We start from the raw sequence: 22,052 nt of genomic DNA, 5'->3' as shown, positions 1-22,052 counted from the left end.
TGGGTTATGACTGCAAGGTATTTAGTGTAGCGAATACTTGTTCTGGCAAGATGTCATTGAGACACTTTAGATGTCCTAGAGGACAGACTCTTTTGTGACACGGGCTACAGGGCAAGTTCAGCCAAATGACTCTGGCTTTATCGGATAGTGGGGGCGTATGCGCTGGATCGCTTGAGCCAAAGATAGCTACTTGGGGTGTTTTGAGGGCCGCGGCAATATGCATCAAGCCTGAGTCATTACTGATAACTGCTTTGCTCATACCGATCAGTGCAATTGCCTCATCAAGCAAAGTGTCTCCACACCAGTTATAAATTTGGACGCTACGCTCAGTTTGGGAATAAATTTCTTGGGCAAGCGAGCGATCCCCTTTACTACCCAGAAGAATGATTTGGTTATTTGGGTTGCTGTCGATTAATCTTTGCGCTAGTTCTGCGAAATGATGCGTAGGCCAGCGTTTGGTTTGACCGTATTCAGCGCCTGGACACATGATGTAAACGTTGGCAGGGTCGATCGAATTATTTTGTAATTTGGTCTGCACAGAAAGATTTGCAGCTGCAGAAACATTTAATTTTGGTGTTGTGTTGCTGACTAATAAAGGCGCCTGCCCATCATCCAGTAATTGACTCAATGCAAGATAGTGCTCAACCATAGGCGGGCGATTCACTTTGCTTGGATTATCTAATGTGAGATTGATTAAGCCAAAGCGCATCTCACCACGATAGCCAACTCGAAAAGGGATGCTTGCAAGCCAAGGAATGATTGCTGATTTAAAGCTATTGGGCAACACAAAGCAGGCTTGATAGTTTTTTGTTGCTAGTTCGTCGGCCAACTGCTTACGTAAGCTCCACTGCAATTTTCTGTGTTCAAACTTTGCCTCAATGACCTCATGCACTTCTGTGCAGGCCCGATAGATTGGTGCTACCCAGGTGCTAGCAAGAACATCAATCTTGGCGTTTGGATATTGAGTTTTGAGGCTTGCCAATAAAGGCTGACTCATTACCGCATCCCCAATCCAGTTTGGGGCAATGATCAGAATACTGTGCATGTAATGTATCCCGACTCAGCACCTCACTTCGAAGTGCTGAAAAGTCTTAGTGACCGTGCGGTTCAGTGCCGGGGATGAGTTTGTACTCTGCGCCGCAGTAAGGGCACTTGGCTTCACCGGTTTTAGTGATGTCTAGAAAAACGCGTGGATGCGAATTCCATGCTGGAGTTTTATTGGTGGGGCAATGTAAAGGTAAATCTTTGCCGTCCACCATTACCACTTGAGCTTGAGTCATGTGTTGTTTCCTGATTACTAAGATTACTTAACGAACTACTTTACGTAAGTGAGCCAAGATTTATATTTGTCATCTCTGCCATACACCGCATCGAAATACGTCTTCTGAATTTTTTCGGTGATTGGGCCACGCTTACCGTCACCAATCGTGCGGTCATCCAATTCCCGAATTGGGGTAACTTCTGCAGCAGTACCGGTAAAGAAGGCTTCATCAGCAGAATAGACTTCGTCTCGAGTGAGGCGTTTTTCGCGAACTTCATAACCCAGATCTTTGGCAATCTGCATTACCGAATCACGTGTGATGCCATCTAAGCAAGAGGCTAAATCGGGCGTGTACACAATACCGTTGCGAACCAGAAAGAGGTTTTCGCCAGAACCTTCGGATACATAACCTTCGGTATCAAGCAATAAAGCTTCGTCGTATCCATTGGCAGTCACTTCTTGGTTAGCCAAAATGGAGTTGATGTAATAACCAGAGGCTTTGGCGCGAACTAGGGAAGAATTTACAAAATGACGTGTAAATGAGGAGGTTTTAACGCGAATTCCCTTGTTAAGACCATCTTCACCCAAATAAGCACCCCATTCCCAGGCGGCAATGGAGGTGTGGATGCTGTTCCCTTTAGGGGAGATTCCCAACTTTTGGGAGCCGATAAAGATAATTGGGCGGATGTAGCAGGCTTCGAGCTTATTGCTGTTAACAACATCAATAATGCCCTTGGTGACCTCTTCTGGGCTGAACGGCATGTTCATTTGGAAGATCTTGGTGCCATTAAAAAGGCGTTTTACGTGCTCTGGGAGGCGAAAAATGGCAGTTCCCTGGGGGGTTTTGTAGGCGCGGATACCCTCAAAAACGCCCATTCCGTAGTGTAGGCTGTGTGTTAACACATGAATATTGGCCTCGCGCCAAGGAATTAGCTTCCCATCAGTCCAAATAAAGCCATCGCGGTCGGACATCGACATTTTCTTTACCTTTTGTGTCTGTTAAGTATCTGTAAAAGCGGTTTTAGCAGGGCTCTGGACTGATAGGTATCGCCCTCCCAGCCCAGAATGCATTTCAGTACCTATTGTAGAGCAGGCAGGCCAGTCTGTCGGCTCTGATCCTCAGGGGTGGGCAGGTCAGAGCCTTTAGAATGGAACATTCCCCATAAACCACTTATTTACCAAAACTCATGCCGGAATCCTTATTTAAAGTTAAGCGTTTAAGTGAATTAGCCCAATCAGGTCAATTAAAGGGTAAGCGGGTTTTGATCCGTGCTGACCTGAATGTTCCTCAAGACGAGGCAGGAAACATTACAGAAGACACTCGTATTCGGGCATCTATGCCAGCGGTGCAAATGTGTCTCGATGCTGGGGCTGCGGTAATGGTAACTTCGCATTTAGGTCGTCCGACCGAAGGTGAATTTAAATCTGAAGATAGTCTGGCTCCGGTAGCCGATCGTATTGCTAGTTTGCTAAATCGCAAAGTTCCTTTAATTAGTGATTGGGTGAATGGCGGTTTTGAGGTCAATCCAGGCGAGCTAGTCTTACTAGAAAACTGTCGTTTGAATGTGGGCGAGAAAAAGAATAATGACGAGCTAGCTAAAAAGATTGCTGCTTTGTGTGATGTCTACGTCAACGATGCATTTGGAACAGCACATCGTGCTGAGGCAACCACTCATGGCGTAGCAAAATTTGCACCAGTAGCCTGCGCTGGTCCTTTGATGGCTGCTGAATTAGATGCACTTAGCCGTGCATTAGCTAGTCCAAAGCGACCATTAGTGGCAATTGTTGCTGGCTCTAAAGTGTCTTCCAAACTCACCATTTTGAAAGCGTTGTCTGAGAAAGTGGATGAGCTCATCGTCGGTGGTGGTATTGCGAATACCTTCATGTTGGCTAAAGGCTTACCAATTGGAAAATCGCTTGCTGAACCTGATTTGGTTGATGAAGCGAGAGAAATTATGGAGATCATGGAGAAACGTGGTGCTCATGTTCCGATTCCAGAAGATGTCGTAGTTGCGAATGAATTATCTCCATTGGCCCGGGCAAATAGGGTGCCATCAGATCAAGTGGCAGATGACGATATGATTTTGGATATTGGTCCGAAGACTGCTGCACGTTTATCAATCATGCTTGCTCATGCTGGCACGATTGTGTGGAATGGCCCATTGGGCGTATTTGAAATTGATCAATTTGGCGGTGGCACCAAAATGTTAGCGGCCGCCATAGCGCACTCCCCTGCATTCTCGATTGCTGGTGGCGGGGATACATTGGCAGCGATTGCAAAGTACGGTATTGAGAATCAAGTGGATTACATCTCTACTGGCGGTGGCGCTTTCTTGGAATTCCTTGAAGGAAAAGCTTTGCCAGCCTTTGCAGTGCTTGCTGAAAGAGCGAAAGACTAAATATGTTGAGAGCAACAAAGATCATTGCAACCCTTGGACCTGCTTCTGAGAAGCCCGAAGTCTTGCGTGACATGATTCGTGCTGGTGTTGATGTGGTTCGCATGAACTTTTCGCACGGTACTGTTGCTGACCATAAGGCGCGACATGACTTGGTGCGGACGATCTCGGCTGAAGCTGGCAAAGAAGTGGGCATCATGGCTGATCTGCAGGGCCCAAAGATACGCGTAGGTAAGTTTGTAGATAGCAAAATCATGCTCAAAGAGGGTGATAAGTTCATTCTCGATGTGGCTTGTGAGTTGGGCGACGAGACTAAGGTAGGCCTTGATTACAAAGAGTTGCCAGGCGATGTAAAGCCAGGCGATCGCCTTTTATTGAATGATGGCTTGGTTGTTCTGACGGTCGAGAGCGTTAAAGGCGGCGAGATTTTCACCATCGTTGAGCAGGGTGGACCGCTTTCTAATAACAAAGGTATTAATCGCGCTGGTGGTGGTTTAACAGCCCCTGCGCTGACCGAAAAAGATATTGCAGATTTGGATGCAGCAATTGCGATGGGTGTCGACTTCTTGGCAATCAGCTTTCCAAAGGATGGCGCTGATATGGCGTATGCCCGTAAATTGGCGGATGCTGCGAGCGCCAAGTATGGCGTTGGTAAAGTTAGAACTATTGCTAAGGTAGAGCGTGCAGAAGCAATTGAGCCCGAAGCGCTCAAAAGCATTATTGCTGAAAGTGACGGCATTATGGTTGCTCGCGGCGACCTCGCAATTGAGGTTGGTAATGCTGCTGTGCCTGCATTGCAAAAACGAATGATTGCTTGGGCGCGTGCAGCAGATAAATTTACGATTACTGCTACACAAATGATGGAGTCCATGATTAATGCTCCAGTACCTACCCGCGCTGAAGTGAGTGACGTTGCTAATGCAGTTTTGGATGGCACAGATGCGGTAATGTTGTCTGCCGAATCTGCTGCAGGTATGTACCCAGTACAAACTATTAAGGCGATGGCGGAGATCTGTGTTGAGGCAGAAAAATCAGATCGCGTAAAACTGGATACCGACTTCTTGGATCAAACATTTACACGTATTGATCAAACGATTGCTTTGGGCGCCTTATTTACGGCACATCATTTAAATGCACATGCTATCGCAGCCTTAACAGACTCAGGCTCAACAGCCATTTGGATGAGTCGTCACAATATTCATGTGCCAATTTTTGCATTGACATCGAAAATTGCGACCCAGCGCGCATTAAGCACTTATCGTAATGTCACACCGATTGGTTTGGATTACACCAAAGACCGAGATACTGCATTGCAAGAAGTGGAGGCGTGCTTGAAAAAAGTAGGCGCAGTCAAAAAAGGCGATACGGTGGTGCTGACTTCTGGGGAGCCAATGGGCGAGCCTGGTGGAACGAATACTCTCAAGATTATTCATGTGAAGTAATTAGAAGCACTAACAAAACTATTTAAAAACCAAATTACTATTTATTAAGAGAACATCATGGCTTTAGTATCTTTAAGACAACTCTTGGATCATGCTGCTGAGAATGGTTACGGCTTGCCAGCATTCAACGTCAATAACTTAGAGCAAGTGACGGCAATTATGGAGGCGGCAAATGAAGCTGACTCCCCAGTCATCATGCAAGCTTCTGCTGGTGCACGTAAATATGCAGGGGAAGCTTTCTTGCGCCACCTTATTTCTGCAGCTATAGAGGCTTATCCACATATTCCTGTAGTAATGCACCAAGACCATGGCCAGAGTCCAGCAGTATGTATGGCTGCGATCAAGAGTGGCTTTACGAGCGTGATGATGGATGGTTCATTAGAAGCAGACGGAAAAACTGTTGCTAGCTATGAGTACAACGTAGATGTTTCTAAGGAAGTAGTGAAATTTTCTCACTCCATTGGAGTGACTGTGGAGGCGGAGTTGGGTGTATTGGGCTCGCTTGAAACAATGCAAGGCGATAAAGAGGATGGTCACGGTGCTGATGGCAAGATGACCCGTGAGCAGTTGCTGACCGATGTTGAGCAAGCCGCAGATTTTGTGAAGGCTACTCAGTGTGATGCCTTAGCGATCGCCATTGGTACGAGCCATGGCGCATACAAGTTCAGCAAAAAGCCAACAGGCGATATTTTGGCGATTGACCGCATTAAAGAAATTCATGCACGTATTCCAAATACCCATTTGGTAATGCATGGTTCTTCTAGCGTTCCTCAAGAATTGCTTGCTGAGATCCGTGAATTTGGTGGCGATATGAAAGAAACCTATGGTGTTCCTGTTGAAGAGATTCAGGAGGGCATTAAGAATGGCGTGCGTAAGATCAACATTGATACCGATATTCGTTTGGCAATGACTGGAGCAATTCGCCGTTACTTGATTGAAAATCCATCGAAGTTTGACCCGCGTGATTATTTGAAGCCGGCTCGCGAGGCTGCTAAGAAGGTTTGTATCGCACGTTTCCAGGCTTTTGGTTCTGCTGGTCAAGCCTCCAAAATTAAACCGATTTCTTTAGAGAAGATGGCTGAGCTATATAAGAGCGGCAAATTAACTCAAATTGTGAAGTGATTTAGATATGCCTGCTTTGTACGCTACCTCCATTAAGTCATTACCTTTGTTATCTAAAGGTAAGGTGCGCGATGTCTATGCAATAGATGACGACAAGTTATTAATGATTACGACTGATCGCCTCTCCGCATTTGATGTGGTGATGGGCGAGCCCATTCCTGAGAAGGGTGTAGTTCTTAATCAAATGGCTAATTTTTGGTTTGATAAATTGGCTGCAGTGATTCCCAACCATTTGACTGGTATTGACCCAGCTACCGTCGTGACTGCGGATGAGGTGAGCCAAGTTAAAGGTCGTGCAGTTGTAGCTAAGCGTTTAAAGCCAATTTTGGTTGAAGCGGTAGTGCGTGGCTATTTGGCTGGTAGCGGTTGGAAAGATTACAAAGAAACTGGCAAGGTCTGCGGAATTGCTTTGCCTGCAGGCTTGGAGAATGCCCAAAAACTGCCTGAGCCAATTTTTACTCCAGCAGCAAAGGCTGAGGTTGGTGAGCATGACGAGAATATCTCATTTGAAAAAGTGATCGAGATGATTGGTGAAAAGTTAGCCAATCAAATTCGAGAAGTGAGTATTCGTTTGTACAAAGAAGCATCTGAATACGCTGCTACACGCGGCATCATCATTGCTGATACCAAATTTGAATTTGGCTTGGATGCCAATGGACAGTTAGTGTTGATGGATGAAATCCTCACTGCAGACTCTTCGCGCTTTTGGCCGGCTGAGACCTATTACGTTGGCTCAAACCCGCCGTCTTACGACAAGCAATTTGTGCGTGATTGGTTAGAAACAGCTCAAGTAAACGGTAAGCTTTGGCCTAAAACAGCCCCGGCACCACAATTACCAGCTGATGTGATTGAAAAGACTGCCCAAAAGTATCGTGAGGCGTTGACTCGGCTTACTGAGACTTCCTAAGTCAGGGATAATAGAGTCCTTAATGGATGGCAGGTAAATATTTAGGGCATTTGGAGAGGTAAATGAGCAAGAAGCCAATCGTCGGAATAGTAATGGGGTCCAATTCGGATTGGGACACCATGCAGCATGCCGCTCAAATGCTCGAGCAATTTGGTATTGCTCATGAAGCTAAAGTTCTCTCCGCTCATCGTATGCCAGATGACATGTTCCAGTATGCTGAAAAAGCGCAAGCGAACGGTTTGCAAGCCATCATTGCTGGCGCGGGCGGCGCAGCACACTTACCAGGCATGCTTGCCTCAAAAACGATTGTTCCTGTTTATGGTGTGCCAGTGGCTAGCAAGTATTTGCGTGGCGAAGACTCTCTTTATTCCATCGTGCAGATGCCTAAAGGCATTCCAGTAGCAACTTTTGCGATTGGCGAAGCGGGGGCTGCTAATGCAGCTTTGCATGTGATTGCAGGTTTAGCTTTACATGATGCTGATTTGGCTCAGCGCTTAGAGGAATTCCGTGTAAAGCAGTCGGATACCGCACGCTCAATGAATTTGCCGGGATATTAATTACATGGCAGATCGTATGGAACCCATTTTGCCGGGTTCGTATCTAGGAATTTTAGGTGGCGGTCAATTAGGGCGGATGTTCACGCAGGCTGCTCAAGCGATGGGCTATAAGGTTTGCGTGCTTGACCCTGGTTCAGATAGTCCTGCAGGTTCTATTGCCGAAAAATTTATCCAAGCTGACTACACTGACTCCGCCGCTTTAAAAGAGATGGCTGCTTTATGCGCATCTGTCAGTACTGAATTTGAAAATGTTCCAGCCCAAGCTTTAGACGAGCTGGAATCTTTGGGTGTCTTTGTGGCACCACGTAGCAGTTGCGTTTCGCTAGCTCAAAACCGGATTGCTGAGAAAAATTTCTTAGCCACTTGGAAGTCAGAAACCAATATCGGTCCAGCCCCTCACTTTGTGATTGAGCATGCGGCTGATATAGCTCATACTCCAGCCGATCTCTTTCCTGGAATCCTGAAGACTGCCCGCATGGGTTATGACGGCAAAGGTCAGGCAACCGTCTATAGTGCGGAAGATTTGTCTGCTGCTTGGAATGAATTCGGTTGCGTTCCATGTGTATTAGAAAAGCGCATGGAGTTGGATTTCGAAGTCTCGGCATTGGTTGTGCGAGGTTATGACGATGCTGTCGTAGCTTATCCAGTTTCGCAAAATATTCATCGCGAGGGTATCTTGCATACCTCAACGGTGCCAGCGCCATCATTAAAGCCTGCTCAAGAGAAGAAAATTATCGAGGCAGCCAAGGCGCTGATTCGGAAGATTGATTACGTTGGCGTACTTTGTGTGGAGTTCTTTGTTCTAAAGAGTGGCGATATTGTCGCCAATGAAATTGCACCGCGCCCGCATAACTCTGGTCATTACACGATGGATGCATGTGTGAGCAGCCAGTTTGAGCAGCAGGTTAGATCTATGGCAAGACTGCCTTTAGGGGATACCCGTCAGTTGGCTCCCGTATCCATGTTGAACTTATTGGGCGATCTCTGGTTCGAGGGAAGCGAGGATCAGCCAAAAGAGCCTGCTTGGAATAAAGTACTGGCCCATCCCGATGCGAAGCTTCATTTGTATGGCAAGTCTGAGCCGCGCATAGGTAGAAAAATGGGTCACATCAATTGCTTGGGTGAAGCGCTTAATGAGGCACGTCAAAATTGCGCAGCTGTAGCGACTGAATTAGGGATCGAGCCCTAGAATGTCTAGTGATAGCAGGTCGCTGCAATCATCTGCGGTGATTGACGAAGCAGTGCAAACCTTGCGTAACGGTGGTTTAGTTGCCATACCTACTGAGACGGTATATGGTTTAGCTGCTGATGCTAAAAATCCTGAAGCTATTAAAAAAATATTTACCGCTAAAGGTAGGCCATCCAATCATCCTTTAATTGTCCATTTAGCTGCACCAGATAAATTTGATCAGGCGCAGGTAGATTGGTTGCCAATACTCACACCTTGGGTCAGAGATTTATCTGAGCAAGCCCTAAAGCTGATTGAAGCATTTTGGCCTGGTCCATTAACACTGGTCTTCAAGAAGGACAAAAGTGTTTTGAGTGAATTGACTGGAGGGCAGGACACGGTCGCCATTCGTGCACCTTCTCATCCAATAGCTCAAGAGCTGTTACGTAAATTTAAAGGTGGCGTTGTAGCGCCATCAGCTAATCGCTTTGGTAAGGTATCCCCTACAAGTGCTACAGATGTTCGTAATGAATTTGAAGGTATGTTGGATCTAATGGTATTGGATGGCGGCGACTGTGAAGTCGGGATCGAGTCCACTATTATTGATTTATCTTCCGGAGATAAAGCGGTACTTCTTAGGCCTGGTGCAATTACTCCAAGTGAAATCTTTGCCAAGACAGGTGTGAAGGTATATCAGCCGGGAGAGCTTGATGATGGCCAGTTAGGGAATGATCTTCCTAAGGTGTCTGGAAGTCTGAAGGCCCATTACGCACCAACAACACCCCTGCGGCTATACCAGCCAGGACGTGTTCTAGATGCCTTAAGTGAGTTTCCAGATATTAAGTCTCGTGTCGCCGTGGCGGTGTGGGATTCGGAATCTTCTTTGGTGTTGGAGGACCGCCCATCAACGGATGTTGAGGAGGTGATTGTGTCTAGTGATCCAACCACATTTGCTAGCAGACTATATCGATCTTTACGTGACCTTGATCAGCAAGGTTGGGACTTGATTTTATTTCCAGAGCCACCGACTGGCGAGGAGTGGGATGGTGTCAGAGATCGTCTTCAGCGGGCATGCTTTGGTTCAGGTCCATCTTCAAGCAGCCACGACAGCAACTGATCGTGCGCCTCTAATCCTCTCCATGCATTGGGGTGGTTAATGAACGAAGTTACGGCATACATCTTTCCGGATTTGCTGAAGACATAACCTGAGATTGCGCGCACATCTGCTAGCGAGCCCGTTTTAATTCTAGCCTCAGGCTTTTTCTTCAAATGCAAAAACTTACGCAATTGACTCATTAATCGATTGCGCATTGTGCCGTCAGTGCCTGCAATCGGTAAGCTGTTATAAAAAATATCACCTACAGGAAGATTGCGAGCAGTGAGCAAGAGTTGATTCATCTGACCCGCAGAGATGGCTTCGTTGCGAGATAGACCAGAGCCATTCTCAATAACCAGTCCCTGAAAATCTAAACCATTTTGCTTTAACCAACTTTGAATAACGAGTTCACCACTGGCAGTGGTTGCGGGTTTACCCATCTTCTCTAAGGCCAAAGTTAAAAGAACTTGACGCGCCATGACATTATTGGAGTACTTATTAATATCCAAAACATCATCCGCTAAAGTAATTCCTTCAAACTGAAGTAATAGTCTTGCTGCTAGTGGTACGGCGCCATTCTTGCCAATCGGAGGCTGAGCCCATGTGCCGCCAGCCAATTCCCAAGCAGCGGCAAAGCCTTGAGTTAAAAACGTGTTGGCATCAAGAGCCACAACATTAAAGTTCACACCCTTACACGCGCTTGGGAATGCGCCAGAGAATTGTGCGGTCAAGGGCTGATCGGTATTACTCGGACTCTCTGGATCCAAATTAAAACGAATATTGCTTTTCCAGTTATCGCAGGCACGATCCACTAATTGCATTTGATTAGAAACCTTAAGCAGAGAAAGTGGTGGCGTATAGCTAATATCAATAAAGTCAGCAGTGCGTGATTTTCCCAGCTGAAAAGATAGTGTTCTAAATGCATAAAGCAAGGGGTCTGGAGGAACGTTATAAGCTCGCAGAGATTCACCGTCAATCGTGTTGTGTTCCATTACGCCCGGCGCGTATGCACTTCGATCAAAGAACAAATTACCGTCAATCTTTTGCACGCCGAGACCTTGAAGATCTTTCATCATCTTGGCGAGTTCTTCGGGCACGAGTTTTGGATCACCTGTACCTTGCAAATACAAATTACCTTTCAGTACACCCTGACGAATAACGCCATCGGTATAAATATTGGTTCGCCAACGATAATGCGGGCCTAAAATATCTAAACCCGTAAGCGTAGTAAGTAGCTTCATTGTCGAAGCAGGATTCATTGGATCGGCACCACGCCAATCTAAAATCTTCTTAGCAGTATGCTTGCCAGGGCGACTAGGTTCAATCTCTGTGACTGAAATACTTACCGTATCAAGTGGGATTTGATTGCGTTCTAAGCTATGCACTACAGCTATTGGAATAGCTAGGGGCGCAACTTCATTGGCAAGCGCAAAAGAGCCGGCTAGCCATAAGTTAGCAGTGACCAAAATCAGAGGGCGAAGAAAAAAATGGCGCATCCCCCATAGGATAAACCTACATTACCGTGGGATGTACTAGATCAAGGGCCTAAGATTTGAATAATGAGCTTGATACTCAAGAATGATCTGATTTTGCTCATGAAGCAATTGAGCAAAGATATCTACTTGGACATTTAGATTGCCCTCTTTTTCTAAAGCCTCGCAAGCCTGAATAAAGGATTGGGCATTTAAAAGTTGTGCGCCGCCTTTTACTTTATGGATTAGCTTACTGACAGTCTCTTGATCGCACTGGTTGCATTGAATTGACTCAAGAACTTCATCATGTACTTTTTTAATTTCTTCTAAGATGACCAGAATGTATTCTGGACTTTGTTTAAGAAGATTGTCAAAGGCCTCAAATGAATATGCCCCTTGAGGCTTGTTAGCCTCTTTTAAATCGGTGAACTCCTTAATCTGAAAATATCGGGAGAGCTCATTCTCCAGGGTCAAGAGGCTTAATGGCTTTATTAGGACGCCATTCATGCCGGCGGATAAAAATTGATGCCGTGAGTCTAGGGCGTAGATATCTGCAGTAATACCAATGATGATGAGGTCCCGATGACCTTGATCACGAAGATATCTTGCTAGTTCAGAGCCCTGCATTCCGGGTATGGATTGATCTGTTAGAAGAAGATCAAATCGATTTTGACTAATCAGATCTAGTGCAGCGCTGGCGTTGTCACAAACCAATACTTCAATTCCCAATGCTTGAAGCTGGAGGGAAATAATCTGACGGCTTGCTGGATGATCCTCTACTACTAAGGCTTGTAAAGATCGCTCGCTATTTAAGGTTTGCTTAGATACCAATCTTCTTGAGGTGTCCGTCTGTGTTAGTGCAGACCCAGAACTTCTTCTAGCTGCAATGCTTGTGCGTGGCAATGCAACACAGAAATGAACATTACTACCTAAGCCAGGAGCGCTCTCAAAGTAGAGTTGGCTATCCATAGAGGTGACCAGGTGATTTGTGATGGTTAACCCAAGGCCGGTTCCATTGGCTTGTTCAACTTTTCCTGGTATTTGCTCAAAGGCTTGGAGTGCAATAGCAATCTCTTCTGTTCCCATTCCAATGCCGGTATCAATAATCCTGAATTCAATGAGTTGTCCGGCATGGTCATCTGCTAGTACGCTAATTGAAAAGTAGATCTCGCCATGTTCGGTAAATTTAATCGCATTACTAATAAGGTTCTGCAGTATTTGCCGTAGACGCAAGGAATCAAGTAATAAAACTTCCGCAATACGTGGATCTCTTGATGTATAAAGTTTGAGATTTTGTCTATCTGCTACCGTTGAGAACGCAGAATCGATGTCATCTATCAAGGCATTGAGATTGCAGGGTTCAATATTGAGTGTGAGTTTCCCGGCTTCAATTTTGGAAAGATCTAAAACCTGATTCAAAATTCCTAATAGAGATTCGGCTGATGAGTGGGCGCTTTTGAGCAATACTTTTTCGTTTGCTGGTAGGGGACTGCTTAACAATAGTTCTTGCACACCTAAGATGGCATTCATGGGTGTGCGGATCTCATGACTCATCGTCGCCAAGAATGAAGACTTGGCTTCATTCGCTTTTTCAGCCCGCTCTTTTGATGACATCAAAATGTCTGCCTCTTGTCTTTGAAGTGATTGCTTTTGATGCATGCGCCAGAGCCAATAAGAGCCGAGTAGCAAGATGCCCAAAGTAAAAAGCCAGGGGGATGTGGTTGATGGGTTGCCAGAGTCTATTTCAAGGGTTGAAGAATTTAGATTGAAAAGTTTTCGTGATGCAACCGGATCGAGGTTATCCAGAAAATGTTCAAGCACACCATGTAACGCCTCATCTTGATGAGCAATTAGCCAGCGATACTCAAATGGCGCTCTGTTGTATAGACCATCGACATGTAGTTGTTCTTTATTGAATTTTTGAGTGAGTTGCTGGGCTAGACGAAGCGGCAAGACTAGGGCTTCAATATCGTTTTTGAGTAAATCAAAAATCAAGTTTTCCGCATAACTAGAGATGTTGGCTTGAGGATGACTGGGTATTGGAGGATTTTCGAAGCCGCGATCAAAGTAGGCAATATTGATTGGTTTAATTGGCCTAGTGTTATCTAGACGCTTGGTCAGAATGGCATCGTGCCCCCAAAAGATGGCTTCTGATAGAGACCCGAACCGCAGATGCTCATCATCGAGGGCTGGTGGATCAATGATGAAGTCGACCTCTCCAGTGGCAAGCTGGTGTAATCCTTCTTGATCATTCTTGCGCCACTTTGGTAGAAATTCTTGCTTGGTAAACTCTCCTAACTTGCTTAATAGACCATGAAAGACTCCAGATTCACCTTTCTCATTAACTTCTAAATACGGGGCATATTTTTCATGAATGCTGAAATGAACGACGGGATGAGCGTCGATCCACTGTTGCTCAATTGCGTTAAAAGAATGCGCATTTGTACTGCTGATCTTCCCGTGGAACAGGAGTAAAAGAGCGATGCAGTTAATGGATCGACGCATCCTTACTTAGCTTTCGATGATGTTGTTCATGCGGCAGAACAGGATGAGATCGGCGATATTGTTAATCCCGAGCTTGTCAAAGACTCTAGTCTTGTAGGTTGCTACGGTTTTATTGCTGATATGCAACATGTCAGATATCTGTTGATTGGTATTGCCTTTGCCTAAATATTTCATGACCTGCAGTTCTCTATCGGAAATCAATGCGAGTTTATCGTTGTCGCTTAATGAGCTATTTCCATTTTTTCCATGTGTGAAAAAGTTGTAACCCTGAGATATAGCAACGCAGGCTGCGAGGATGACATCGGCCCCGGCTGTTTTATTCACGAAACCATGCCCACCTAATGAGCGCACCCTGCCGCCATAAACTGCTTCATCCATGCTGGACAGAACTAGCATACGAACGTCTGGATACATTAGTCCGATTCGTCGGATGACATCAAAGCCGTCTGTCTTTGGCATATCTAGATCGAGAATCACCATATTAGGATTGACCTCCTTCATGGATCTCAGACACTCTTCGCCATTCTGTGCCTGTCCTGCAATTTCAAATAACAACTGGTCTTGCAACATACTTTTAAGAGCCATCAGCATTGCTGGGTGGTCATCTACCAACATCACGCGTTTTCTCATTACTTGTCTCCATTTAGGTTTGGGTTTGGATGAGGGTGCAGCGAAAAAATGGCTTTAGCGATACGGCTATCATTAATCTGTAGCATCTGATGTCGGCTTACGGGTGACATCATGAGGCCACCATATGAATGATCGGCAATGAGGGTCGAGGCATTTTCAAAATCCTTGACTAGTCCGATATTGCTTGCATAAATTTGAGTGGGTGAGTAGGGTGACTGTCTTAATTGGGATAGCACATCACTGGCAAGATCACGTTCACGAATCTGCGCCATATCAATATGAACCCCCTCTAATTGCATCTCTTTAATCCAATGCAATTCGTCAACACCTCCTGAAAAGTTTAGGCAGTGAAGCAAGATGCCAAGTCGTCGCAAGCGTAGCAAGCCTTCGTTACACGCATTGACAATGCAAGGCTCTGGTATTGTTTGAATGCCTATGCTGATGAGACCCACCGGTAGGCGAGAGTTCAAGATCAACTCGCACATGGCATCCACGTAGCCACTTCTGGCTAAGGCATTTGCAGGTAGCGGCAAGATTCCTGGAATAAAGCGGCCACTACGATACCAATAGGCAACTGTGTCTAAACCCTCCATGAAGAGGCGAAGCAGTTGCATGTCAGATGCAGTCAGTAGAGGTCTAAATAATGATCCTGTCAGTTTTGTTCCCTTACAGTTAAAAATGGGTTCATGACTAATCGCTTGTCGCTTGGACCAGGATTGGTGTTCTTCGAGGGCTTGGCTACTAAGACCAAGCCAGGGTTCGCCACAGGCGTCTCGTACTTCTTGGAAGGGTTTGTTCTTCCATGCCTTTACAAGCGTGTACAGCCGGGATTTCGGGCTCATCAGCATTCTCCAATCGGTGACTGTCCAGTCTAGGCAGGACGGATTGGAGCGGTAAGGGCTTTGGGCTGATTTATCTGTAGGAATTGGCCTACCAACCTGTCCTTATTATAAAAAAGCTAAATCCTTAAAGAATTTATGTTGATTCACCCTTGAAATGCTGGGAATGAGACCTATATAATCAGCACTCCCTACACGCGAGTGCTAAAAAGGTGATTTATTGGTAAATTGTCCTTAAGTTCCGTGTATTGAGATTGTAAAGCATTGATTTATATAGTTTATTTAAATAGTTAACACTTACTAACATAGGAGAAGAGATGAATTTGCGTCCCTTACATGATCGCGTAATCATCAAGCGTTTAGATCAAGAATCAAAAACTGCTTCCGGAATCATCATTCCTGACGCTGCTGCAGAAAAGCCTGATCAAGGTGAGGTTTTGGCAGTTGGTCCAGGCAAGCGCGATGACAGCGGCAAATTAAACGCACCTGACGTCAAAGTAGGCGATCGCGTGTTGTTCGGCAAATATGCCGGTCAAACAGTAAAAGTTGACAGCGAAGAACTCATTGTGATGCGTGAAGACGACATCATGGCTGTTGTACAGAAATAATTTCGGTATTTAAGAGAGGAATTTAATCATGGCAGCAAAAGACGTTGTATTTGGAGATAGCGCTCGCACCAAGATGGTCGAAGGCGTAAACATTCTTGCTAATGCAGTGAAAACAACCTTGGGACCAAAGGGTCGCAATGTGGTGATCGAGCGTTCATTCGGTGGACCAACAATCACTAAAGACGGTGTATCCGTAGCAAAAGAAATTGAACTCAAGGATAAGCTGCAAAACATGGGTGCGCAGATGGTTAAGGAAGTTGCTTCCAAAACTGCTGACATCGCTGGTGACGGTACAACTACCGCTACTGTTTTGGCGCAGTCTATCGTTCGCGAAGGCATGAAATATGTGGTTTCAGGTCATAACCCAATGGACTTGAAGCGTGGTATTGATAAGGCTGTTACAGCAGCAATTGAAGAGCTCGCAAAAATTTCTAAGCCTTGCACAACTACCAAAGAAATCGCTCAAGTAGGTTCTATCTCTGCAAACAGCGACCACAGCATTGGCCAGCGTATTGCAGAAGCAATGGAAAAAGTAGGTAAAGAAGGCGTAATCACTGTTGAAGATGGCAAGTCTTTGGAAGACGAGCTTGAAGTAGTTGAGGGCATGCAGTTTGACCGCGGTTACCTCTCTCCATACTTCATCAATCAACCAGAAAAACAAGTTGCTGTGTTGGAAAGCCCATACGTTCTCTTGTTTGATAAGAAAATTGCCAACATCCGTGACTTGCTCCCAGTACTCGAGCAAGTGGCCAAGTCTGGTCGTCCACTGTTGATCATTGCTGAAGATGTTGAAGGCGAAGCCTTGGCAACTTTAGTTGTGAATAACATCCGCGGCATTATCAAGACCTGTGCTGTTAAAGCTCCTGGTTTCGGTGACCGTCGTAAAGCAATGTTGGAAGACATCGCGATTTTGACTGGCGGCACAGTCATCGCTGAAGAAATCGGCCTCACACTCGAGAAAACCACTCTTGAGCACTTGGGTCAAGCGAAGCGTATCGAAGTAGGTAAAGAAAACACCATCATTATTGACGGCGCTGGCGATGCTAAAGCGATTGAAGCACGCGTGAAGAACATTCGCGTTCAGATCGAAGAAGCTACTAGCGACTACGACAAAGAAAAATTGCAAGAGCGTGTAGCCAAGTTGGCTGGCGGTGTTGCGGTGATTCGTGTTGGTGCTGCTACTGAAGTAGAAATGAAAGAAAAGAAAGCCCGTGTTGATGATGCATTGCATGCAACTCGTGCAGCTGTTGAAGAAGGTATTGTTCCTGGCGGTGGCGTGGCATTGATTCGTGCAATGCAAGGTATTAAAGGCTTGAAAGGCGATAACGCTGATCAAGACGCTGGTATCAGTATCGTATTGCGCGCTATGCAAGAGCCATTGCGTACTATCGTTAGCAACGCCGGTGAAGATGCTGGTGTCGTTGTGAATGCAGTGCAGGAAAGCAAAGGCAATAATGGCTATAACGCGGCTACCGGTGAATACGGTGACCTGGTTGCACAGGGTGTTATCGACCCAACTAAGGTAACCAAAACTGCATTGGTAAACGCAGCTTCTGTTGCTGGCCTCTTGTTGACTACTGATTGCGCAATCTCTGAAGCGCCAAAGGATGAGTCTGCTGGTGGCGGTATGCCTGATATGGGTGGTATGGGCGGCATGGGTGGTATGGGTGGCATGATGTAATAGCCTTACCTCTCCAGCGAGTTCGCTGAAGAAACTAAAACGCCCGGTTCAAAAGACTGGGCGTTTTTATTTGATGCGGCAATGGCAACGCATCTTTACCTAATCAATAAAAAACCGCCCGAAGGCGGTCTTTTATATGGCATTTGCGTTGGATTACTCAACAGCTTTAACCATATCTTCCACGACCTTCTTCGCATCACCGAAGACCATCATGGTTTTATCCATGTAGAAAAGCTCGTTATCTAGGCCGGCATAACCAGCCGCCATAGAGCGCTTGTTCACAATAATGGTTTTGGCTTTAAACGCTTCCAAGATCGGCATGCCGAAGATTGGGCTGCCTGGAGTGCGTGCTGCTGGGTTAACAACGTCGTTAGCACCAAGCACCAAGACTACGTCGGCTTGACCAAAATCACTGTTGATATCTTCCATCTCGAATACTTGATCGTATGGAACTTCAGCTTCCGCCAAGAGAACGTTCATATGGCCAGGCATACGTCCAGCAACAGGGTGAATCGCATACTTCACAGTTACACCATGGTGAGTCAACTTTTCAGTCAATTCTTTTAGGGCGTGTTGAGCACGAGCCACTGCTAAGCCATAGCCAGGAACAATAATTACAGTGTCCGCATTTTCCATGAGGAAGGCAGCATCTTCAGGGGAGCCAGTTTTGTAGTTTTTAGGACCACCATCGTCACCGCCACCTGCAGCAGTTTCAGCGCCAAATCCACCAAGCAAGACCGCCAGAATGGAGCGGTTCATCGCTTTACACATGATGTAAGACAAAATCGCACCTGATGAGCCTACGCAAGCACCCGCAATAATCAATACAGGATTGTTTAAGGTGAAGCCAATACCGGCTGCAGCCCAACCAGAATAACTGTTCAACATAGATACAACCACTGGCATATCGGCGCCACCGATAGGGATAATCAAAGTCACACCCAATACCAAGGCAATCGCGCACATTGCCAAGAAGGCTGCATGGCTATCACCCATGTAATACGCAATACCAGCGCCTACCATCAAGACAGCTAGGATTAAGTTAAGCAAATGCTGGCCCGCAAAACTCACTGGTTTACCGCTGACCTTGCCGGATAACTTGCCGAATGCAATGACCGACGCAGTAAAGGTTATGGCGCCAATAAATGCGCCGATAAAGAGTTCGATCTTCTGGGCGCCAGTATGGTCATGCGCTGGATTAAATACAGCTGCAATTGCAATCAACACAGCTGATAAGCCAACAAAGGAGTGCATCAACGCAACCAACTCTGGCATCTTGGTCATTTGCACACGCTTAGCTGCAATCGTTCCAATAATCGCACCACCCACAATAGCGGCACCAATTAATGAGACGACTGGCTTGAAATCTGGAATGAAGAAAGTGGTAATGACTGCAAGCAGCATACCAATCATGCCGAAAGTATTACCTTGGCGTGATGTGGTTGGTGAAGATAGGCCGCGCAAAGCGAGGATGAACAACACCGATGAGATGAGATAAGAAATAGCGGTTATGTTTGACATAGTTTTGGTCTCTGTATAGGTCTTGTTCTATTTATTTAGCAGCATCAGCTGAGTTTGTTTTAGGTGCTTTTTTCTTAAACATCTCAAGCATGCGACGGGTGACCATAAAGCCACCAAAAATATTGATAGATGCTAGGAACACAGCAACCGCACCAATAATGCTGGTGAGGGTGATTTCATCGCCACCGATTACTTCGGTCTGCAATAGGGCGCCAACGATGATGATGCCGGAGATCGCATTTGTTACAGCCATTAAGGGTGTATGTAATGCTGGCGTAACGTTCCAAACTACGTGATAGCCAACAAAAATAGCCAATACAAACACGGTAATGTTTTGAACGGTGAGGATGCTTTGAAAGGCAGCGAGATCCATAGTATTTCCTTAGTATTTTTACTATTAGTTTTTGCGGATGGCTTGACCATCACGGCACATTAAGCAAGCGGTAACGATGTCATCGTCACTTGGGATAACCAATTTAGCTTCCTTATCCACAATGAGTTTCATGAAATCGAGCAAGTTGCGTGCATAGAGAGCGGAAGCATCTGCTGCAACCATGCTGGCCAAATTGGTGTAACCAACAATCTTCACGCCATTCGCATCAATAACTTTGTCTGCTTGCGTTAGCGGGCAGTTACCGGAGCCGTTGTCACCTTTGCCTGCAGCTAGGTCGATTACTATCGAGCCAGGCTTCATATTGGCAACAGTATCGCTATGCAAGAGAACAGGTGGCTTACGTCCTGGGATTAATGCAGTAGTAATCACGATATCGGCTTGTTGTGCCCGCTCAGCAACTAAAGCTGCTTGGCGCTTCATCCATGCCTCAGGCATTGGACGGGCATAGCCACCAACTCCTTGAGCGATCTCACGCTCTTCATCAGTTTCATAGGGCACGTCAACAAACTTTGCACCCAGTGATTCAATTTGTTCTTTAGCAGCGGGACGGACATCGGATGCCTCAATCACAGCACCAAGACGCTTTGCAGTGGCAATGGCTTGCAAGCCGGCAACGCCAGCACCCAAGATGAGTACACGCGCTGCTTTTACCGTTCCTGCGGCAGTCATCAACATTGGCATAAAGCGCTGATATTCATTTGCAGCAACCATCACCGCTTTATATCCAGCAATATTGGCTTGGGAGGATAAAACGTCCATGCTTTGCGCACGGGTTGTACGAGGCGCCGCTTCTAATGAGAATGCGGTAACGCCTTGTGCAGCCATTGCGGCAATCATGTCGTTATCAAACGGGTCAAGCATTCCCAAGAGTACGGCGCCAGATTTAATTTGCTTGAGTTCAGACGCTTCGGGTGCGCGCACTTTGAGAACAATCTCGGCACCAAACGCATCCGCAGCGCTGCCGATGCTGGCGCCCACGGCCACATAAGCGGAGTCGGGTTGGCTGGCTTGTAATCCGGCGTCTTTTTGAATAACTACGGTATGACCTTGACCGATGAGTTTTTTAACGGTTTCTGGTGTGGCGGCTACTCGAGTTTCCCCAGGCCTTGTTTCCAGTGGCACTCCTATGCGCATGGCATGTCTCCAAAAGCAAAAATTTTCAAGAAATCTATTTTAGGTATATATACGCAATTGCGTATATATACATACCCTTATATATAAAGCCTTTTAAACCCACTCAGATTTGCGCTAATTTTCTCTAAGGCTTCTACAATGGGATTTATTAGCTTATGTTGAATTCTCGCATTTTTTGATGATCTCGCTCAATTCTTCCCCAATCTTGTCCTCCCAGCCCAAGAAAGTCGTTATTGGCATGTCTGGAGGGGTAGATTCGTCGGTTGCTGCCTGGATGCTCAAAAAGCAAGGTTTTGAAGTTATTGGCCTTTTCATGAAAAATTGGGAGGATGACGATAACGATGAGTACTGTTCAGCGCGTCAGGATTGGCTCGACGTGGTCTCGGTAGCCGATATGATCGGAATCGATGTTGAGGCGGTCAACTTTGCTGCTGAATACCGCGAACGCGTATTTGCGGATTTCTTGCGGGAATATGCTGCAGGGCGAACACCGAATCCCGATGTTTTATGTAATGCCGAAATTAAGTTCAAGGCATTTCTGGATCACGCCATGAGTTTGGGTGCTGATGCGATTGCTACTGGACACTATGCGCGTGTGCGTCATGAGAACGGAAAAGTTCAGTTATTAAAAGCAGTTGATGCCAGCAAGGATCAAAGTTATTTCTTGCATCGTCTCACTCAACAACAATTGGCAAATGTGCTGTTTCCTCTTGGCGAAATTCCAAAAACAGAGGTGAGAAAAATTGCCGAGCAAATTGGTTTGCACAATGCCAAAAAGAAAGACTCCACTGGAATTTGTTTTATCGGTGAACGTCCTTTTAGAGAATTCTTAAATCGTTATTTACCCCGCGTACCAGGCCCCATTAAAACGCCAGAGGGCAAAATTGTCGGTGAGCATATGGGCTTAGCCTTCTTTACCTTGGGTCAGCGCAAAGGTATTGGTTTGGGCGGCAGTCAGGACGGCAATGGTGATGCTTGGTATGTAGCGCGTAAGGATGTTCCGAACAACACTCTGTATGTAGCGCAAGGTCACGAACACCCGTGGCTATTGGCTAACCAGCTTTCTGCGATGGATGCAAGTTGGGTTTCTGGTGGCGCACCGACACCTGGAAATTATTCGGCCAAGACTCGCTATCGTCAAGCGGATTCTGCCTGTAGTTTGAGTGTCGGTAATGAGGCACAGAGTTTTGATTTGAGTTTTCCAGATGCGCAGTGGGCAGTGACACCCGGACAATCTGCTGTTCTTTACGATGGCGATGTTTGCTTAGGTGGCGGAATTATTTCTGCATAATTTTTAACATCGAATAGCAAAGAAAAAA

Annotated in this window: 21 protein-coding genes; 11 read left to right on the top strand and 10 right to left on the bottom strand. The window is 46.0% G+C overall.

The window, feature by feature from the left end:
- Positions 1–4: 4 nt before the first annotated feature.
- From waaF to ICV36_RS08875, 3 genes are read right to left on the bottom strand one after another with little or no spacing between them, the layout of a single operon-like run.
- Positions 5–1,045, bottom strand: a complete 1,041-nt coding sequence (gene waaF / locus ICV36_RS08885) for a lipopolysaccharide heptosyltransferase II (RefSeq protein WP_215400334.1) — start codon at positions 1,043–1,045, stop codon at positions 5–7.
- A 46-nt stretch (positions 1,046–1,091) separates the two neighbouring features.
- Positions 1,092–1,280, bottom strand: a complete 189-nt coding sequence (locus ICV36_RS08880) for a zinc-finger domain-containing protein (protein ID WP_215360214.1) — start codon at positions 1,278–1,280, stop codon at positions 1,092–1,094.
- A 35-nt stretch (positions 1,281–1,315) separates the two neighbouring features.
- Positions 1,316–2,239, bottom strand: a complete 924-nt coding sequence (locus ICV36_RS08875; protein ID WP_215400333.1) for a branched-chain amino acid transaminase — start codon at positions 2,237–2,239, stop codon at positions 1,316–1,318.
- A 209-nt stretch (positions 2,240–2,448) separates the two neighbouring features.
- Here ICV36_RS08875 and ICV36_RS08870 point away from each other — a divergent pair, with 209 nt between their 5' ends.
- The 7 genes from ICV36_RS08870 to ICV36_RS08840 all read left to right on the top strand — a co-directional run bounded on the left by ICV36_RS08870 (position 2,449) and on the right by ICV36_RS08840 (position 9,970).
- Complete coding sequence (locus tag ICV36_RS08870; protein WP_215400332.1) at positions 2,449–3,660, top strand: phosphoglycerate kinase; 1,212 nt, start codon at positions 2,449–2,451, stop codon at positions 3,658–3,660.
- Positions 3,661–3,662: 2 nt separating this feature from the next.
- Complete coding sequence (gene pyk / locus ICV36_RS08865) at positions 3,663–5,099, top strand: pyruvate kinase (RefSeq protein WP_215400331.1); 1,437 nt, start codon at positions 3,663–3,665, stop codon at positions 5,097–5,099.
- A 57-nt stretch (positions 5,100–5,156) separates the two neighbouring features.
- On the top strand, positions 5,157–6,221 hold the full coding sequence (fba, locus tag ICV36_RS08860; protein ID WP_215400330.1) for a class II fructose-bisphosphate aldolase: 1,065 nt from the start codon (positions 5,157–5,159) through the stop codon (positions 6,219–6,221).
- A gap of 7 nt (positions 6,222–6,228) precedes the next feature.
- On the top strand, positions 6,229–7,128 hold the full coding sequence (locus tag ICV36_RS08855; protein ID WP_215400329.1) for a phosphoribosylaminoimidazolesuccinocarboxamide synthase: 900 nt from the start codon (positions 6,229–6,231) through the stop codon (positions 7,126–7,128).
- Positions 7,129–7,190: 62 nt separating this feature from the next.
- Complete coding sequence (gene purE / locus ICV36_RS08850) at positions 7,191–7,685, top strand: 5-(carboxyamino)imidazole ribonucleotide mutase (RefSeq protein ID WP_215400328.1); 495 nt, start codon at positions 7,191–7,193, stop codon at positions 7,683–7,685.
- Between the two features lie 4 nt (positions 7,686–7,689).
- Positions 7,690–8,874 (top strand): 5-(carboxyamino)imidazole ribonucleotide synthase, encoded by a 1,185-nt coding sequence (locus ICV36_RS08845; RefSeq protein ID WP_215400327.1) that lies wholly within the window; start codon positions 7,690–7,692, stop codon positions 8,872–8,874.
- 1 nt (position 8,875) lies between these two features.
- Positions 8,876–9,970 (top strand): L-threonylcarbamoyladenylate synthase, encoded by a 1,095-nt coding sequence (locus tag ICV36_RS08840; RefSeq protein ID WP_215400326.1) that lies wholly within the window; start codon positions 8,876–8,878, stop codon positions 9,968–9,970.
- Here the strand turns inward: ICV36_RS08840 and dacB are convergent.
- Genes dacB through ICV36_RS08820 form a run of 4 tightly spaced genes read right to left on the bottom strand, consistent with a single transcriptional unit; the run spans position 9,916 to position 15,170 of the window.
- Positions 9,916–11,445 carry a D-alanyl-D-alanine carboxypeptidase/D-alanyl-D-alanine-endopeptidase gene (gene dacB / locus ICV36_RS08835; protein WP_215400325.1) on the bottom strand — a complete coding sequence of 510 codons (1,530 nt, stop codon included), beginning with the start codon at positions 11,443–11,445 and terminating at the stop codon, positions 9,916–9,918. The two genes, ICV36_RS08840 and dacB, sit on opposite strands and share 55 nt — an antisense overlap.
- A gap of 36 nt (positions 11,446–11,481) precedes the next feature.
- Positions 11,482–13,926 (bottom strand): ATP-binding protein, encoded by a 2,445-nt coding sequence (locus ICV36_RS08830; RefSeq protein WP_215400324.1) that lies wholly within the window; start codon positions 13,924–13,926, stop codon positions 11,482–11,484.
- A gap of 6 nt (positions 13,927–13,932) precedes the next feature.
- Positions 13,933–14,556, bottom strand: coding sequence for a response regulator transcription factor (locus ICV36_RS08825; RefSeq protein WP_215347694.1), 624 nt, complete (start codon positions 14,554–14,556; stop codon positions 13,933–13,935).
- Entirely contained in the window at positions 14,556–15,170 is a 615-nt protein-coding gene (locus tag ICV36_RS08820) for a diguanylate phosphodiesterase (RefSeq protein ID WP_251374996.1), read from the bottom strand. Before ICV36_RS08820 ends, ICV36_RS08825 begins: the two co-directional genes overlap by 1 nt.
- 72 nt (positions 15,171–15,242) lie before the next feature.
- Here ICV36_RS08820 and ICV36_RS10260 point away from each other — a divergent pair, with 72 nt between their 5' ends.
- From ICV36_RS10260 to groL, 3 genes are all read left to right on the top strand, one after another.
- Positions 15,243–15,431 (top strand): hypothetical protein, encoded by a 189-nt coding sequence (locus ICV36_RS10260; protein WP_251374995.1) that lies wholly within the window; start codon positions 15,243–15,245, stop codon positions 15,429–15,431.
- A gap of 281 nt (positions 15,432–15,712) precedes the next feature.
- Positions 15,713–16,003 carry a co-chaperone GroES gene (locus ICV36_RS08815; protein WP_072582790.1) on the top strand — a complete coding sequence of 97 codons (291 nt, stop codon included), beginning with the start codon at positions 15,713–15,715 and terminating at the stop codon, positions 16,001–16,003.
- A 28-nt stretch (positions 16,004–16,031) separates the two neighbouring features.
- Entirely contained in the window at positions 16,032–17,684 is a 1,653-nt protein-coding gene (gene groL, locus ICV36_RS08810) for a chaperonin GroEL (protein WP_215400322.1), read from the top strand.
- 153 nt (positions 17,685–17,837) lie between these two features.
- Here the strand turns inward: groL and ICV36_RS08805 are convergent, their stop codons facing one another.
- The 3 genes from ICV36_RS08805 to ICV36_RS08795 are packed head-to-tail and all read right to left on the bottom strand — an operon-like array spanning position 17,838 to position 20,733.
- Positions 17,838–19,205 carry an NAD(P)(+) transhydrogenase (Re/Si-specific) subunit beta gene (locus ICV36_RS08805; RefSeq protein ID WP_215400321.1) on the bottom strand — a complete coding sequence of 456 codons (1,368 nt, stop codon included), beginning with the start codon at positions 19,203–19,205 and terminating at the stop codon, positions 17,838–17,840.
- Between the two features lie 31 nt (positions 19,206–19,236).
- Positions 19,237–19,578 (bottom strand): proton-translocating transhydrogenase family protein, encoded by a 342-nt coding sequence (locus ICV36_RS08800; RefSeq protein WP_215400320.1) that lies wholly within the window; start codon positions 19,576–19,578, stop codon positions 19,237–19,239.
- Positions 19,579–19,602: 24 nt separating this feature from the next.
- Entirely contained in the window at positions 19,603–20,733 is a 1,131-nt protein-coding gene (locus tag ICV36_RS08795; protein ID WP_215400319.1) for a Re/Si-specific NAD(P)(+) transhydrogenase subunit alpha, read from the bottom strand.
- A gap of 178 nt (positions 20,734–20,911) precedes the next feature.
- Here ICV36_RS08795 and mnmA point away from each other — a divergent pair, with 178 nt between their 5' ends.
- A complete protein-coding gene (gene mnmA, locus ICV36_RS08790) occupies positions 20,912–22,024 on the top strand; it encodes a tRNA 2-thiouridine(34) synthase MnmA (RefSeq protein ID WP_215400318.1) in 1,113 nt (370 codons plus the stop codon).
- Positions 22,025–22,052: the final 28 nt, after the last annotated feature.

It is taken from the genome of Polynucleobacter sp. MWH-UH35A (assembly GCF_018687075.1).
Taxonomy (GTDB): domain Bacteria; phylum Pseudomonadota; class Gammaproteobacteria; order Burkholderiales; family Burkholderiaceae; genus Polynucleobacter.
Note: the sequence above shows the minus strand (reverse complement) of the source record. Positions and strands in the feature narration are given on the sequence as shown.

What these genes read in the sequence shown, in the direction of transcription:
- ICV36_RS08820 (WP_251374996.1), bottom strand. Translation starts at nt 15,170, where the DNA reads ATGCAACTGCTTCGCCTCTTCATGGAGGGTTTAGACACAGTTGCCTAT.
- ICV36_RS10260 (WP_251374995.1), top strand. Translation starts at nt 15,243, where the DNA reads ATGACTAATCGCTTGTCGCTTGGACCAGGATTGGTGTTCTTCGAGGGC.
- ICV36_RS08805 (WP_215400321.1), bottom strand. Translation starts at nt 19,205, where the DNA reads ATGTCAAACATAACCGCTATTTCTTATCTCATCTCATCGGTGTTGTTC.
- ICV36_RS08830 (WP_215400324.1), bottom strand. Translation starts at nt 13,926, where the DNA reads ATGCGTCGATCCATTAACTGCATCGCTCTTTTACTCCTGTTCCACGGG.
- ICV36_RS08800 (WP_215400320.1), bottom strand. Translation starts at nt 19,578, where the DNA reads ATGGATCTCGCTGCCTTTCAAAGCATCCTCACCGTTCAAAACATTACC.
- ICV36_RS08825 (WP_215347694.1), bottom strand. Translation starts at nt 14,556, where the DNA reads ATGAGAAAACGCGTGATGTTGGTAGATGACCACCCAGCAATGCTGATG.
- purE (WP_215400328.1), top strand. Translation starts at nt 7,191, where the DNA reads ATGAGCAAGAAGCCAATCGTCGGAATAGTAATGGGGTCCAATTCGGAT.
- fba (WP_215400330.1), top strand. Translation starts at nt 5,157, where the DNA reads ATGGCTTTAGTATCTTTAAGACAACTCTTGGATCATGCTGCTGAGAAT.
- ICV36_RS08855 (WP_215400329.1), top strand. Translation starts at nt 6,229, where the DNA reads ATGCCTGCTTTGTACGCTACCTCCATTAAGTCATTACCTTTGTTATCT.
- groL (WP_215400322.1), top strand. Translation starts at nt 16,032, where the DNA reads ATGGCAGCAAAAGACGTTGTATTTGGAGATAGCGCTCGCACCAAGATG.
- pyk (WP_215400331.1), top strand. Translation starts at nt 3,663, where the DNA reads ATGTTGAGAGCAACAAAGATCATTGCAACCCTTGGACCTGCTTCTGAG.
- ICV36_RS08880 (WP_215360214.1), bottom strand. Translation starts at nt 1,280, where the DNA reads ATGACTCAAGCTCAAGTGGTAATGGTGGACGGCAAAGATTTACCTTTA.
- dacB (WP_215400325.1), bottom strand. Translation starts at nt 11,445, where the DNA reads ATGCGCCATTTTTTTCTTCGCCCTCTGATTTTGGTCACTGCTAACTTA.
- waaF (WP_215400334.1), bottom strand. Translation starts at nt 1,045, where the DNA reads ATGCACAGTATTCTGATCATTGCCCCAAACTGGATTGGGGATGCGGTA.
- ICV36_RS08795 (WP_215400319.1), bottom strand. Translation starts at nt 20,733, where the DNA reads ATGCGCATAGGAGTGCCACTGGAAACAAGGCCTGGGGAAACTCGAGTA.
- ICV36_RS08840 (WP_215400326.1), top strand. Translation starts at nt 8,876, where the DNA reads ATGTCTAGTGATAGCAGGTCGCTGCAATCATCTGCGGTGATTGACGAA.
- ICV36_RS08845 (WP_215400327.1), top strand. Translation starts at nt 7,690, where the DNA reads ATGGCAGATCGTATGGAACCCATTTTGCCGGGTTCGTATCTAGGAATT.
- ICV36_RS08815 (WP_072582790.1), top strand. Translation starts at nt 15,713, where the DNA reads ATGAATTTGCGTCCCTTACATGATCGCGTAATCATCAAGCGTTTAGAT.
- ICV36_RS08870 (WP_215400332.1), top strand. Translation starts at nt 2,449, where the DNA reads ATGCCGGAATCCTTATTTAAAGTTAAGCGTTTAAGTGAATTAGCCCAA.
- ICV36_RS08875 (WP_215400333.1), bottom strand. Translation starts at nt 2,239, where the DNA reads ATGTCGATGTCCGACCGCGATGGCTTTATTTGGACTGATGGGAAGCTA.
- mnmA (WP_215400318.1), top strand. Translation starts at nt 20,912, where the DNA reads ATGATCTCGCTCAATTCTTCCCCAATCTTGTCCTCCCAGCCCAAGAAA.